This is a genomic window from Phycisphaeraceae bacterium, from assembly GCA_019454185.1.
GTDB lineage: Bacteria > Planctomycetota > Phycisphaerae > Phycisphaerales > UBA1924 > JAHBWV01.
Window position 1 is genome coordinate 3,565,200 of the sequence record CP075368.1, and the last position, 13,319, is coordinate 3,578,518.

At 66.3% G+C, this 13,319-nt stretch carries 13 protein-coding genes; 6 read left to right on the top strand and 7 right to left on the bottom strand.

What is annotated here, in order from left to right:
• The first annotated feature begins 1 nt into the window (after position 1).
• The gene (locus KF838_14890; GenBank protein ID QYK48063.1) at positions 2 to 988 is read left to right on the top strand and encodes an FAD-dependent oxidoreductase; all 987 of its coding nucleotides are present in this window, start codon (positions 2 to 4) and stop codon (positions 986 to 988) included.
• 59 nt (positions 989 to 1,047) lie between these two features.
• Entirely contained in the window at positions 1,048 to 2,049 is a 1,002-nt protein-coding gene (locus KF838_14895) for a hypothetical protein (protein QYK48064.1), read from the top strand.
• Position 2,050: 1 nt separating this feature from the next.
• On the opposite strand, the gene KF838_14900 is transcribed toward KF838_14895, so the two are convergent.
• Positions 2,051 to 2,857 carry a hypothetical protein gene (locus KF838_14900; protein QYK48065.1) on the bottom strand — a complete coding sequence of 269 codons (807 nt, stop codon included), beginning with the start codon at positions 2,855 to 2,857 and terminating at the stop codon, positions 2,051 to 2,053.
• A 106-nt stretch (positions 2,858 to 2,963) separates the two neighbouring features.
• On the opposite strand from KF838_14900, the gene KF838_14905 reads away from it, so the two are divergent.
• The 3 genes from KF838_14905 (at position 2,964) to KF838_14915 (ending at position 5,975) form a co-directional block, all read left to right on the top strand.
• A complete protein-coding gene (locus KF838_14905) occupies positions 2,964 to 3,881 on the top strand; it encodes a thiamine-monophosphate kinase (protein ID QYK48066.1) in 918 nt (305 codons plus the stop codon).
• 31 nt (positions 3,882 to 3,912) lie between these two features.
• Positions 3,913 to 4,569: a tRNA (adenosine(37)-N6)-threonylcarbamoyltransferase complex ATPase subunit type 1 TsaE gene (gene tsaE / locus KF838_14910; GenBank protein ID QYK48067.1), complete on the top strand. Its 657-nt coding sequence runs from the start codon at positions 3,913 to 3,915 to the stop codon at positions 4,567 to 4,569.
• 65 nt (positions 4,570 to 4,634) lie between these two features.
• Positions 4,635 to 5,975, top strand: a complete 1,341-nt coding sequence (locus KF838_14915) for a DUF1015 domain-containing protein (GenBank protein ID QYK48068.1) — start codon at positions 4,635 to 4,637, stop codon at positions 5,973 to 5,975.
• Between the two features lie 3 nt (positions 5,976 to 5,978).
• Here the strand turns inward: KF838_14915 and KF838_14920 are convergent, their stop codons facing one another.
• From KF838_14920 to KF838_14945, 6 genes are all read right to left on the bottom strand, one after another.
• On the bottom strand, positions 5,979 to 6,446 hold the full coding sequence (locus KF838_14920) for a thioredoxin family protein (protein ID QYK48069.1): 468 nt from the start codon (positions 6,444 to 6,446) through the stop codon (positions 5,979 to 5,981).
• Between the two features lie 10 nt (positions 6,447 to 6,456).
• Positions 6,457 to 7,443 carry a DUF21 domain-containing protein gene (locus tag KF838_14925; GenBank protein ID QYK48070.1) on the bottom strand — a complete coding sequence of 329 codons (987 nt, stop codon included), beginning with the start codon at positions 7,441 to 7,443 and terminating at the stop codon, positions 6,457 to 6,459.
• A complete protein-coding gene (locus KF838_14930; protein QYK48071.1) occupies positions 7,440 to 8,726 on the bottom strand; it encodes a DUF21 domain-containing protein in 1,287 nt (428 codons plus the stop codon). Before KF838_14930 ends, KF838_14925 begins: the two co-directional genes overlap by 4 nt.
• 54 nt (positions 8,727 to 8,780) lie before the next feature.
• The gene (locus tag KF838_14935; protein QYK48072.1) at positions 8,781 to 9,347 is read right to left on the bottom strand and encodes a hypothetical protein; all 567 of its coding nucleotides are present in this window, start codon (positions 9,345 to 9,347) and stop codon (positions 8,781 to 8,783) included.
• 74 nt (positions 9,348 to 9,421) lie between these two features.
• Positions 9,422 to 9,916 carry an N-acetyltransferase gene (locus KF838_14940; protein ID QYK48073.1) on the bottom strand — a complete coding sequence of 165 codons (495 nt, stop codon included), beginning with the start codon at positions 9,914 to 9,916 and terminating at the stop codon, positions 9,422 to 9,424.
• Positions 9,917 to 9,942: 26 nt separating this feature from the next.
• Positions 9,943 to 11,499 carry a YifB family Mg chelatase-like AAA ATPase gene (locus KF838_14945; protein QYK48074.1) on the bottom strand — a complete coding sequence of 519 codons (1,557 nt, stop codon included), beginning with the start codon at positions 11,497 to 11,499 and terminating at the stop codon, positions 9,943 to 9,945.
• A 101-nt stretch (positions 11,500 to 11,600) separates the two neighbouring features.
• On the opposite strand from KF838_14945, the gene KF838_14950 reads away from it, so the two are divergent.
• A complete protein-coding gene (locus tag KF838_14950; GenBank protein QYK48075.1) occupies positions 11,601 to 13,316 on the top strand; it encodes an aldehyde dehydrogenase (NADP(+)) in 1,716 nt (571 codons plus the stop codon).
• The last annotated feature ends 3 nt before the right edge of the window (positions 13,317 to 13,319 follow it).

Consider the following 13,319-nt stretch of genomic DNA (forward strand, 5'->3'; position numbering starts at 1 on the left):
CATGGCGGACGTGGTCGTACTTGGCGCGGGCGTGATCGGGCTGACAACGGCCCTCACGCTCGAGGAGCGGGGGCATCGGGTGCGAGTGATCGCGGCCTCGACCGGCGCGTCGGTGACATCGTCGGTAGCGGGCGCGATCTGGTTCCCGTTCTGGGCCGAGCCGCGGGAACGGGTGAGTCGATGGGCTTCGGTCACGCGACGCTGGCTGACCGATCTCTCGCGGAACGATGCGAGCGCGGGCGTTGACGTGCTGCGGATGCTCGAGCTTGATGACAATGACCAGACGCCGTGGTGGGGGACTGAGATCGAGGATCTGGAGTTGGTGGAGGCAGCGCGCGCGGGGGAGGCAGCGCGGCACTGGAATGGTGCGCCGTTTGCGTGGCGGTTCACGGCGCCGCGCGTCGATCCGCGGTTTCATATGAAGTGGCTGACATCGAGGATGGAGAGACCGGTTGAGGTGGGGAGGGTTGAGTCGCTGGGGGCGTGCTTTGAGGGTGGGCCGAGGGGGCGCGGGCCGGATGTTGTGGTGAACTGCACGGGGCTTGGGGCGCGGGCGTTGTGCGCGGATCGGACGATCCGGCCGCTCTTCGGGCAGGTCGTGGTCGCGTCGTCCGAGGGGTTTGATCTGGGTCGGGCGATGGCGGACGAGCGCGATCCGAAGTCGGTGTTCTACGTGATTCCGCGGCGGGATGAGGTGATCATCGGCGGATGCACGGCGGAGTGGTCGGAGGCGTTCGCGGACGGGACGTTGCCCGGGCCGGATCCTGCGTTGACGGAGGCGATGCTGGCGCGGGCGGCGCGGTATGGGGTGGTGCCGCGAGAGGTGCTGCGCGTGGTGGCGGGTCTGCGGCCGTATCGGGACGCGGTGCGTGTGGAGCGTGATGCGGGGGATGCGCGGATCATCCACAACTATGGGCACGGGGGCTCGGGGTACACGATCGCGCGCGGGTGTGCGGAGGAAGTGGCATTGCTCGTGGATCAATCCTGACGGGAAGCGGCGTGGTCTGCATCAACCTTTCTTGCGGTCACACCACCGGAACAAACCCCATGATCCGAGCCGCGGTCATCGCCGCCTCACTCATTCCCCTCGCAGCGCCCGCGATCGCACAGAACGCTCCGCCAGCCTCGGCGAACGAGTCGTCGCCACTCTCGGCAGCTTCGCGCATCGAGATCCACGCCAGTCCGCTTCTGTCACTGCACATGCTGGTAAGGGCGGGCGCTGCGGGCGCGGACGTGCCCGCGTGCGTGGCGCCGGCCGTTGAGGCGATGAAGGCGACAGGAGACGAGGTGCAGTGGGCGGTGACGGATGCGTTGTTTGCGACGGCGGGGAGTCCCGCGGCGGCGCGGGAGGTCCTTGGCGCGATGGCCGGGCGCTTCCGTGAGGATGTCGGTCCGAAGGTGCTGGCGTATGTGGACGCGCTGGCGCAGGTGGAACCTGTGTTTCGGGGCGAGGTATGGCCGGCGCACGAGGCGAGAATCGCGGAGGCGAGGGCTGGGCTGGAAGTCGCGCTCGATGCGCATGGGCCTTCGTGCATCGCCCGGATCTGCGAGTTGCTGGGGATGAGGGATCCCGGCAAGGCGATCCCTGTGTATCTCGTCGCTGCCGCGCCCCCGCCCGGCGGGTTCACGGCCCTTTCGCCTCAGTTCGGCGCGGTGTGCATCGTGTCGATCGATGCGCATCAGGGTTCGGCGCTGGTGGAAGCGACGCTCCACGAGGCGATCCATGCTCTCGACACGCACACCCGCCAGCAGCAGCCCGCTTCCGTGCTCCAGTCGCTTCGCAAGGCGCTCGCGGACGCGGGCGTCGCCCAGACCGACCCCTTGATGCGGGATGTGCCGCACACGCTGATCTTCGCTGTCGCGGCGCACGTCACGCGCACCAGTGTTGATGCGTCGCACGTCGCGTACGGCGAGACCGGCGGGTATTACGCGAAGGTTGCCGATGCCCGCGAGGCGGTCCTCCCCGCGTTTCAACGCTACGTTGCGGGCGAGATCGACAGCACCGCCTTGGTTGCGGAGATCGTGAAGATCGCGACGAAGCCCGAGTGATTCAGGTCCCCATCGTTCTCATTGCTCGCCGGCAGATACGCTCGGTCTGGCGCGTCGGGCTTTGCTTGAGCCACGCGGCACAGACCTTCCTGACCCATGCGGGGTTGGACTTGGACGCGTCATTGAGCCAGTTGGCGACGGAGTCCTGCACGTACTTGGTGGGATCGGCGTTCAGGGGTTGCAGGATGGGGAGGCCGGGCGCGGGGTTGCGTTTGAGCGTGTCGAGGTGGGCGCACCAGACGCCGCGGGGACGGGTGATCTCACTGGCGTAGCGCCGGATGTTGGGGGACTTTGACGTGGTCCAGGGGAGGAGGAGGTCGAAGGATTCGTCGAGTGCTTCGGCGATGCGGGGGCGAAGGCCGATCCATGCCCACTCGCGGACGCCAGAGTTTGGATCATCGGCAAGGGGCTTGATGAGGGCGAGGCGTTTCTTGAGGGCGAAGCCGTCGGCGGCACCGATCGCGTAGCACGCCCAGCCGCGGACGGAATCGGAGGGGTGGGCGATGCACATGTCGATCGCGTCTTGCCCGTGCGCGTCGAGCAGCGCGTTGGCGACCATCTCCATGCGCTTGGTGATGCCGAGCCCTCCTTCGCCTCCGGCGAGCGTGCGGGGGAGGTTCCTGGCGGCTTCCGGCGAGACCACGCGGCACAACTTCGCGAAGTCAACCGACAGAATCTCCGCCAGGGTTGCTGACTCAATCTCGCCAGCGTTCAGTTCCTTCAGCGTCTTGGCGTCCACATCCGCCATGCGGCGTGCGCCCTTACGGGGCGAGAGAGGAGTGGAAGATGGGGTGGTGGGCTTTGGCATGGCAATGGAATGGGCAATGGGCAATGAGCAATGGGCAATGGGCAATGGGCAATGGAAGGGAGAGGGTATCGTCGGATCTGGAGGCACGAGTTCCTACGCTTCATCCATGCGTGAGTCCGAGTTACATGCGCACATCAGGGACCTGGCAGCGGGGATGACGGGTTCATACCCGCGCGTGCTCCTGGGTCCCGGTGATGATTGCGCGGTTGTCCGAACGGGTTCGCGCAGTGTTCTGACTGTCGATCAGGTTGTCGAGGGTCGGCACTTCGCGCCCGGCACGGCAATCGATCTGATAGCACGGAAGGCGGTTGCGCGTTCGATCTCTGATCTGGCGGCGATGGCGTGCCGCCCGGTCTGTGCGCTGGCGACGGGCCTCCTCCCCTCGGGGTATGGGCACGCGCGGGAGTTGACCGAGCGATTGCACCACTGGGCGAATCGATGGTCGTGCCCGATTGTCGGGGGCGACATTGCCACGTCGCCCGCCGGAACGCCGCTCTCGCTCACGGTCACGGCGCTCGGTGAACTGCGCGAGGATGAGCCCCCGATCACGCGTGCGGGAGCGCGACCGGGGGACGATGTCTATGTGACGGGCGCACTGGGCGGGTCGCTTGCGTCGGGGCGTCACCTTGTGTTTGAGCCGCGGGTGGAGGACGCGCTCTGGCTTCGTGCGACGCTGGGCACGGACCTGACATCGATGATAGATCTGTCGGACGGCTTGGGGCGTGATGGAGCGCGCATAGCCGTCGCCTCCGGAGTGATCGTCGAAGTCGATGCCGCGTCGCTCCCCCTTCACGCCGGAACTGGCGGATGGCAACACGCGATCGGCGACGGCGAGGACTATGAACTGCTGTTCACGGTTCGGCGATCGCTTGGATCCGTCGCCCGCTCGCCCTACGGAACTCCCCTCACACGGATCGGACGTGTGGTTGCACTGGGTTCGGACCGTTCGACCAGCGCGTGCATCGTGCACTTGCCGGATGGCACGGTGATCGACGCCTCCGAGATGGGATGGGACCACACATGATGCACGGGACTCTTTGATCCAATAATCCGGCATGAGACTCGAACGCACACTGGTGTCGCACGCGGAGACGGAGCGGGTCGCTGGTGCGCTCGCGCCGGTGTTGCGTGCTGGTGATGTGCTGGCTCTTTCGGGCGATCTTGGTTCGGGGAAGACGACGTTCGTTCGTGCCCTCGCGGGCGCGCTGGGGATCGATGCCGGGCTCGTTTCCAGCCCGACGTATGTGATTGCGAATCAGTATCCGAATTCCCGCGGGCCGCAGATGGCCCATATCGATGCGTACCGGTTGTCTGGCGCGGACGATCTTGATGCCATCGGTTGGGATCTGCTGACGGACGGTTCGTGGATCGTCGCTGTCGAGTGGCCGGATCGTGTCGGGGGGATCGGTGGCGGCGCGATCGAGCGCGACGCGATGGAGATCCGGCTTGAGTACGGCCCGATCCGAGATGGCGCGGAGTCGCGGCACATAGCGATGACTCTACCTGACGCGTGGGTCACGAGGCCGGAGTTGCCCGCGCTCGTTGGCGCGATGAGAGCGGGAACGCGATGTCCCGTGACGGGTGAGCCGGTCTCCCCGGATTCACCCTTCTTCCCATTCTCAAGCGAGCGGGCACGCATGGCGGACCTGAACGCGTGGCTGACGGGCGGGCACACGATCAGCGGGCCGCTCTCTGATGAGGGGATGGAGTAGCCGTATCCGGTGCGGCTTGTATACTCGGCGCAGCGCGCGATGGCGCGACGCATGGAGCCAGCACGATGCCACAGGTCCACGCCTTCCGCCCTTTGCAGTATGTCTCACCATCGGGCGATGTCTCGTCTTTCATCGCTCCTCCGTATGACGTGCTGGACGCGGAGGGGAAGGCGCGGTTGCTCGCTCGGGACCCCAGGAACATCGTCGCGGCGGATCTGCCCCATGTTCCGGCGAAGAAGATGGGCCCGCCGGAGGCATACGCCGCGGCGGCGGCGATGATCGACCGTTGGGTGGCCGATGGTGTGCTGACTCGGAGCGAACGTCCGGCGATCTTTGCCTATCGCCAGGTGTTCGAGTGGAACGGGCGAACGACGGATCGTTGCGGGATGATCTGCACGCTCGACGCGGTCCCCTTCGGAAAGAGGCCGGGAGGGGGCGTTCTGCCCCATGAGCAGACATTCAGCGGCCCGAAGGAGGATCGGCTCGCGTTGATGAAGGCGACGCGAGCGCAATTGTCTCCGATCTTTGGTTTGCACGCCGACGGGGCGGGTCTGGCTTCGGCGTTGGTGAGGTCGGTGATGGCGTCGCGCGGGGCTGACATGCGGGCCCGAAGCGACGACGGCGTGACGCACGAGGTCTGGCGGATCGAAGATGGCGCGACGATCGAGAAGTATCGTGGCTCACTCGCCGGCGAGGATGTTTTCATCGCGGACGGGCATCACAGATACAACACTGCGCTCAATTATCTCTCGTTGCTTGAGTCGCAGGGGGCGGTGGCTTCGGATCATCCCGCGCGGCGCTGCATGTTCGTCATGGTCGGGATGTCGGACCCCGGGCTGGTGATCGGTGCGACCCATCGTGTGCTCGGCGGCATGCGCGAGTACACGTTTGATGCCTTCCTCGCGGCTGCTTCCGACAGGTTGCGGTTCGAGCCGATCGCCGGGGATCTGAAGGCCCTTGAGCGCGCGGTTCACACGATGACGGGCATGGGGGAGAATCGCGTCGGGGTGTACGACTTTGCAACTGGGCGGTGCGCGGTCGCGATTCCGGCGACGGCGGACCCGCTCGCGAAGCGGTTTGCCGAGAAGCCCCGCGCCTGGCGTGTGCTCGATGTGGCGATCATCCAGCACCTGATCGTTGAAGAGATCTGCCAGCCCCGGCTCAACGGGGGCGAGCCGGTGACGTGGGCGTTCCCGCACACGATTCCGGAGGTTGAGCAGATCGCATCGGGGAAGGAGACGGGCGCGGGTGGGGGCGCGGGATTCACGCAGCTCGCAGTCATCGTGAGGCCCACGCCGCTCGATGCCGTGAAGGAGATCTGCCTCGCGGGAGAGTTGATGCCCCAGAAGTCGACGTTCTTCCTGCCGAAACTCGCGACGGGTCTGGCGATCAATCCGCTGGCGTAAGCATCAGCCCGCAGAGCGAGTCCTTGAGAGCGCGGCTTCGAGCCACTTCTCAAGGTTGGATGCGGAGGTGTTGCCCTCGTGGCGAGCGAGCTCTTCGCCCTTCCATACCACGATGAGGGCGGGGATCGGCCCGATGCGGAGTCGGCGTGCGGCGTCGATGGAAACCTGGTCGGGTCCGGTGACATCGGCGTAGACGGGGATGGTGCCGCCCTTGATCAGTTGTTCGACCTTGGAGGAGGCGAGTGCGTTCCGCTTGAGGGCCTGGCATGGCCCGCACCAGTCGGCGGTTGCGAAGACGAGCACCGGACGCCCTTCCTGGTCGCTTCTCTGGAGGGCGACATCGAGCGTGACTGCGGACGAGAACGCCGCGGGCTTCGGGGCTGGTCCGCCCCCTGAGCGCATGAGCCACGCGAGCATAGAGAGCGCGACGACCGCGACGAGAAGCACTGTGAATCCGGCCCGAGATGCCATGACGCCTCCGTTATTCCGCTCCGATCACGCCTCCGACGAGGGGCTCGACCAGGTCCTTGACTGTGACGATACCGACAGGCTTGCCGGCACGTTCCACGATGGCGAGAGATTGTGCCGCGGCCTGGAGCAGTCGCAGGGCTTCAACGACGCGCATCTCTTCGCGGACGATGACGGCTGGGAGGCGATGCTGCTCGATGGGCGTGCTGGGGTTCAGCAGGACATCGATGGCTCTTGCGGTGCCTTTGAGGCGTCCCGAGGCATCGACGAGCGGGAACGCGTTGTGCCCCGCGCTGACGACCGCGCGGACGGCCTGGTCCGCGGGCGTGTTGATCGCGATGACGCGGACCTTTGTCCACGGGATCATCTCGTCGCGGACGGTGACGCGTGTGAACTCGGTGGCGCGATCGATCAGGGTGGACTGTGCATCGGAGATCGCGCCGGAGACGCTTCCTTCTTTCAGGAGCATCGCCACGCGTTCGCGGGAGCTGGAGAGCTCGCCGCCGGAGGTGAGGCCGACCATGCGTCCGATTGTGCGCCCGAGCGTGACGACGAGCGGGACGACACCCAGGACGGTAAAGAGGCGTGTGAATGCTTCGAGCGGAGCGGCGAATCGGTATGTGAGACTGTCGGCGGCGCGTCGGAAGGTCTCTTTCGGCAGCGACTCGCAGAAGACGAGCACGAGGGGTGTGAGCGCGAGCGTGTTGATGAGGACGATCTGGCTGTCCGCGTAGCCGAGCCCTCCGAGGAAGGCGGTCGCGCCGAGCGCACCGAGGTAGTTCGATATGTTGTTGCCGACGAGGAGCGTGGCGAGCAGGGAGTCGGGCCTGTCGAGCGAGCGTTGCAGGCGCATCGCGGCGCGGTCGCCTCGAGAGGCGCGGATGCGCAACCGGACACGATTGAGTGTGTAGCAGCCGGTTTCGACGCCGCTCCACATGGAGGAGCCGACGAGCCCGACAACGGCGAGCGAGAGCCAGCCGATCTGTTCGAGGGTTGTCATGCGGCGTTCGGCGCGTGCGCCGCCTCGTGGAGCGTGACGAGCACGCGCTCGATGCTTCGTCCTGCCATGGACTCGACGCGGAGTGAGAGGCGTCCGATGCGCACCTGGTCGCCAACGGCAGGGAGGCGTCCGAGCCCTACGAGGACGAGCCCGGCGACGGTGCTGGCTCGACGATCGATGGCCTTCGCGCCAGCGCCCGCGCCGAAGAGCTCGGCCCAGTCGTGCACCGGCAGTCGTCCGGAGACGATCCACTGGTTGGGGCCGAGACGTTCGATGCGTTCGTGATCCTGTGCTGAGTCGCCGATGGGCGCGAAGCCGAGGGCTCGAACGATGTCGTCGAGACTGACGATGCCGGTGACGGCTCCGCCCTCGTCGACGCAGATCGCGGTGTCTGTCTTCTGGTCGCGGAGGAAGCCGAGGAGACCGTCAAGCCGGGAGCGATCGGGGACGAAAGCAGGGCGGGCCGCGAGGGATCGCACGTTGATGGGGCGTCCGGGACGCGTCGCGATGAGCCCGAGCGCTTCACGCACCTTGATGAGGCCTATCACGCCCTCATCGAGCGAGCCGGCGCAGACAGCGAGTGTCGTGCGCGTGGTGGATCGTGCCGCTTCGAGGATGGCGTCGCTATCGGCATCCTCCGTGACCCAGGCCATGTCGTTGCGGGGCGTCATGACGTCCCGCACACGGAGCTGGTTCAGCCCGACGACGTCGCCGAGCAGCCGGTGGTCGTCACGCTCGATGAGTCCTTCCGCGCTCGCGGCTTCGAGCAGGGCCTCCAGCTCTTCCGAACGCAGCGCGGGCGGGTTCTCGCTCGGAACGATGACGCGGGCGAGGGGTCCGACAAGGCCTGAGTCGAGCGCGACGCGCACAGGTCCTAACAGACGCGAGGCGCCCAGCAGGACCGGAGAGAGAACGGCCGTGAACGCGACCCGATGGGCGTTTGCGAGGAGTTTCGGGACAACCTCGCCGAAGAGGATCACGGCGAGCAGGGATGCGAGGGCGATGCCGGCGGCGGCTGCGGCGGACTCGCTACGCGCCGAGAGGAGTGAGGAGAGGACGAAAAAGGCGACGTTGACGGTGGTGTTGAGAACGAGGATCGTGATGAGTGCGCCGCGGGGGCTTGCCATCAGCGCCGTGGCAGCTCTGAACGCTCCAGGGCGATGGCGTTCGAGTGCCGTGCGATTCGCCTGGGTGAGTCCGAAGAGCGCGGTCTCTGTGGCGGAGCACGCCGCGGAGATCAGTAGGAGCGCGGCCATGATCGCGACGATGAGGAGTTCAACCACGCGGTTGCTCCTTCGTGATCAGTGTGGGCGAGGCCGTTGGATGGGCGCGGTGCGTCATTCGGCGAAGTCCGCGACCGAGGGGTCGTAGGCCGGATCGAGTTGCTCGATCAGCCGCTCGATGTAGCGCCAGGCATTGAGTTCGACCCGAATACGGCGGAGCGTCTCTGTTGACGGCTCGAGGACCGCAGTCCTGAAGAGATCCGTGACGCGGGCGATGCTGGCATCGCGGCGTGACGCGGCGTCGGCTTCAACGGCGCGGCGTTGGACTGGATCCTTCGATGCAAGGGCGGATTCGACGCCTTCGCGGAGTTCCATGATCGCCGGCAGGAAGCCGTCGGGCAGGGATCGGTCTTCTTCCTTTGTTGCGCCGCCGAGCCGCTTGAGGAGCACGTTGGCGCGTCGCTCGGGGTCTTCGAGTGTCCGCTTTGCGGCGTTCAGCGCGGCGGCGGATCTTGAGATCTCATCCTCGGTCTGAATCTGGTGGTCGCTGCCGCTCTCGTTCTGCCTCGGTTGTGAGTCGGGGTGGATGGAGGCGACGCGTGCGAGGTGGGCCCGCCGGATGGCCTGCGCATCAAGATCGAAGCGGGGCGGCAGTCCGAGGATGTCGAACGGGTCCGGCATGGCATGGATCTTAGAGCGGTTTGGATCGATTCGCGGCGTCCTGGGTCGGCCGGGTGGTGCTGAGGCGGGGCCGCTCAGAGTCGTAACTGCCAGAAGATGACGTCGTGCCAGCGGTCGAATTTCCTGCCGCACTCGGTGAAGATGCCGACGCGCTGGAATCCCACGGATTCGTGCAGCCGGATGGATGCGTCGTTGGGGAGTGTCGCGCCTGCGACGAGAAGGTGGAAGCCGGCGTCTCTGGCTCTTCGGATCAGTTCGAGGTAGAGCGATCGTCCGACGCCCCGGCCCTGTGCGTGGTGCGAAACGTAGATGCCGGTTTCAGCAGTGAGGTCGTAGGCGTCGCGTGTGCGCCACTGGGAGCACTTTGCGTAGCCGGCGAACGAGCCGTCGATTTCTGCGGCGACCCACGGGTATCGGCTTTGCCCTTCGATCCACGAAGTGCGAAACTGGTCGGCCGTCTCGGGTTGATAGGCGAAGTGGACGGCTGTCTTCTCGATGTAGTGGTTGACAAGTGCGCACGCGTGCGCGACGTCGCGATCATCGAACGCTCGAACGGTGATTGTGCTCATGTGTGGCTCATACGCGGTTCTGCCGCTCAGACCTTTCGGTCGAGCAGGCGGTAGCTCACGGCCTCGGAGACGTGATCGGGCAGGAGGGTATCGGCAGCGACGAGATCGGCGATGGTGCGAGCCACGCGCCGGATCTTGTCGTAAGCGCGGGCCGAGAGCCCGAGTTCGGTCATCGCCGTGCCGAGCAGCGTGAGTGCTTCCGGCGTCATGGGGGCGAGTTGATCGAGCATCTTTCCGCTGAGACGTGAGTTGGGTGTGAGCGGTCCTTGGCGAGCGATCTGGCGGTCTCTGGCTCGCTCGGCATGCTCGCGCATCTCAGTGGTTCCGGTTCCCTTTGGCCCTCCTCGGATTCCTCCGGAGAGTTGTTCCCACTTGACGGCTGGGGCCTCGACGTGGATGTCGATGCGGTCCATGAGCGGGCCCGAGATGCGTGCGAGGTAGCGTTCCATCTCCCAGCGGCCGACTTCGCCGACGGGCATGTCGCCCTTCGGTGTGGGATTCATCGCGGCGACCAGCATGAAGCTGGCGGGGAAGCGCATCGCGCCGTGCGAGCGCGCGATCGTGACCACGTGGTCTTCGAGGGGTTGGCGGAGCGTTTCGAGAACGGGGCGAGGAAACTCGGGGAGCTCGTCGAGGAAGAGCACGCCGCGGTGCGCGAGGGAGATCTCGCCCGGTCGTGGGATCGCGCCTCCACCGACGATCGCGGGTGAGGACGCGGTGTGGTGTGGGCAGCGGACGGGGCGGATGGAGACGAGCCCTTCCGGGCCGGACGCCTCGTGGAGTTTCCCTGCCGCAGAGTAGATGCGAGTGATCTCGAGCGCTTCTTCGGGCGTGAGCGCGGGGAGGACGCCGGGAAGGGCCTTTGCCATCATCGTCTTGCCGGTTCCGGCGGGGCCAAGCATAAGAAGGTTGTGAAGGCCGCTCGCCGCAACAACGATCGCACGCTTCACGGACTCCTGGCCTCGGACTTCAGAGAAGTCGATCGGCGCGGCGGCGGAGCGGAGGAGCGTGGAGATATCGACGCGTGGTGTGGGGTCGAGTTCGATTGCGCCCGTGATGAGGCCAACCACTTCGGCGAGTGTTCGCACGCCGTAGACGTCGATGTCCGGGACGAGCGCGGCTTCGCGTGCGTTCTCTGCGGGGACGATCACGGAGCGCATCCCCTTGGACTTGGCGAGTGCGGAGAGGGCGATTCCGCCCCGGATCGAGCGGACGCGTCCGTCGAGCGCGAGCTCACCGGCGATCAGGGTTGAGCGGAGATCGAGGCCGTCTTCGCGGTTCGGGGCGGCGGTGCGGATGACGCCTTGTGCCGCGAGAAGACCGATGGCCATGGGCAGGTCATAGACGGGTCCTTCTTTGCGGACATCGGCGGGCGCGAGGTTGATGAGCACTTTCTGGCTCTGGGTGAAGTATCCGGAGTTTGCCATCGCGGCGCGGACGCGCTCGGTGGCTTCTTTGACCGCCATGTCGGGGAGGCCGACAACGGTTGTGCGCGCTTCCTCGGCGTCTTCGACGTGGACCTCAACCTCGCACGAGAGTGCGTCGATTCCTTGCAGCAGGTACGATTGGACTCGGGCCAGCATGGCTACAGAGTACCGAACGGGATGCGAGCGGGCGCGGACGAGTGGTTCGGTTTCCAGAGTCGCGGGGCGCACCCCCCGAAAGAGCCACGGAGGGTAGAGGAATGGCGGCATCGACGCGCGGTGGATCAGCTTCCCTTGCTGCTTCAAACGCATTGCAGGACAAGCACTTGCAGCGTGTTGTCGGTCGTTCGTGGGTCGCCGGGCGACTGTCTGAGGGCGGCGCGGACGCGGATCCGTACCCCTTTGTGGCTTCCATTCCCCCGGGGGGCGATGCCATTCCGGTGGCCTTTCATCCGGCATCGGGCGAGGAGATTGACCGGGCGGCACAGGCCGCGTGGAGAGCGTTTCACGCAAGTGGAGCCCGATCGCGAGAGGACCGTGCGGCACTGCTCGACCGGATCGCCGCGAACATCGAGGTGCTCGGAGATGATCTGGTTGCATGGGCGTGCGCAGAGACCGGACTGCATGCCGCTCGCATCCGGGCGGAGCGCGATCGCACAACGTACACGCTGCGCTTGTTCGCGCAGACGGTGCGGAATGGGAGCTGGGTGCGTGCGGCGATCGACCTCGGAGAGCCGGGGCGGAAACCCCTCCCGAAGCCGGATCTGCGACGGATGCTTCGTCCGCTCGGGCCGGTAGCGGTCTTCGGCGCGGGGAACTTTCCGCTTGCGTACTCGGTCGCGGGTGGCGACACGGCTTCTGCGCTCGCATCCGGCTGTCCTGTTGTTGTGAAGGGCCACCCGGGGCATCCCGGAACGGGCGAGCTTGTGGCGGAGGAGATCACGAAGGCCGTAGCGGAAGTGGGGCTTGATCCGGGCACGTTCTCCTATCTGCACGCGGGCGGCCCGCGCGAGACGGAGATCGGCGCGACGCTTGTGAAGCACCCCTGCATCCGCGCGGTCGGGTTTACCGGCTCTGTCGAAGGGGGAACCGCGATCGCCAGGATTGCTTCCGAGCGTCCGGATCCGATTCCGGTCTTCGCGGAGATGGGCTCGACGAACCCTGTCTTTGTGCTGCCCCACGCGGCTCGCGCGGGGGCAGAGGGAATCGCGGAGAAGCTCGCGGCTTCCATCACGGGCTCGAACGGACAGATGTGCACCTGTCCCGGGCTGATGTTCATGCTCAAGGGAGAAGAGTCCGAGTCTCTGCTGCGTCATATGGCATCGCTGCTGGAGGCCACGCCTCAGCAACCGATGCTGAACCGGCGCACGATGGAGACGCTTGCGCGGCGTGTTGTTGAAGTGACTCGGACAAGGGGTGTCGAGACGCGGGTCGGCAGAGGGCTTGTGAGCGATCCGAGTTCGCGTGCGGTTGCGTCCGGGCCGGGGCTCTTCCGGGCCACGCTGGCGACTTTCCGTGCAGAGCGGACGCTGCACAAGGAGTGCTTCGGACCGGTTGCGATTGCGATCGTGTGCGAGTCGGAGCAGGAGATGCTCGAGGGAGCGTCGTTGATCCAGGGCTCGCTCACAGGGTCGATCTTTGCTTCGGCGATGGACGCGACGCTCGCGGCCAAGCTGCAGGGGATTCTCGAGCAGCGTGTGGGGCGTCTGATCTTCGGGGGCGTGCCCACAGGGGTTGAGGTCTGCCACGCGATGACGCACGGCGGGCCGTTCCCTGCGACGAATCAGCAGCACACGACGGCGGTTGGGCCGCTGGCGATCGAGCGTTGGTGCCGCCCGGTGTCGTATCAGAATGCGCCGGAGATGTTCCTGGCCCGGGAGCTGCGGAACGAGAACCCGTTGGGGATCGAGCGCACGGTGAACGGGGTACGCACGACGGAGCCGATTCGGGTCGGTGCGGTTCGTCCTGAGTCGTGATCG

Bases quoted from the DNA above. Each gene is read 5' to 3' on its own strand.
- KF838_14890 (QYK48063.1), top strand. From the start codon at position 2: ATGGCGGACGTGGTCGTACTTGGCGCGGGCGTGATCGGGCTGACAACG.
- KF838_14895 (QYK48064.1), top strand. From the start codon at position 1,048: ATGATCCGAGCCGCGGTCATCGCCGCCTCACTCATTCCCCTCGCAGCG.
- KF838_14900 (QYK48065.1), bottom strand. From the start codon at position 2,857: ATGCCAAAGCCCACCACCCCATCTTCCACTCCTCTCTCGCCCCGTAAG.
- KF838_14905 (QYK48066.1), top strand. From the start codon at position 2,964: ATGCGTGAGTCCGAGTTACATGCGCACATCAGGGACCTGGCAGCGGGG.
- tsaE (QYK48067.1), top strand. From the start codon at position 3,913: ATGAGACTCGAACGCACACTGGTGTCGCACGCGGAGACGGAGCGGGTC.
- KF838_14915 (QYK48068.1), top strand. From the start codon at position 4,635: ATGCCACAGGTCCACGCCTTCCGCCCTTTGCAGTATGTCTCACCATCG.
- KF838_14920 (QYK48069.1), bottom strand. From the start codon at position 6,446: ATGGCATCTCGGGCCGGATTCACAGTGCTTCTCGTCGCGGTCGTCGCG.
- KF838_14925 (QYK48070.1), bottom strand. From the start codon at position 7,443: ATGACAACCCTCGAACAGATCGGCTGGCTCTCGCTCGCCGTTGTCGGG.
- KF838_14935 (QYK48072.1), bottom strand. From the start codon at position 9,347: ATGCCGGACCCGTTCGACATCCTCGGACTGCCGCCCCGCTTCGATCTT.
- KF838_14940 (QYK48073.1), bottom strand. From the start codon at position 9,916: ATGAGCACAATCACCGTTCGAGCGTTCGATGATCGCGACGTCGCGCAC.
- KF838_14945 (QYK48074.1), bottom strand. From the start codon at position 11,499: ATGCTGGCCCGAGTCCAATCGTACCTGCTGCAAGGAATCGACGCACTC.
- KF838_14950 (QYK48075.1), top strand. From the start codon at position 11,601: ATGGCGGCATCGACGCGCGGTGGATCAGCTTCCCTTGCTGCTTCAAAC.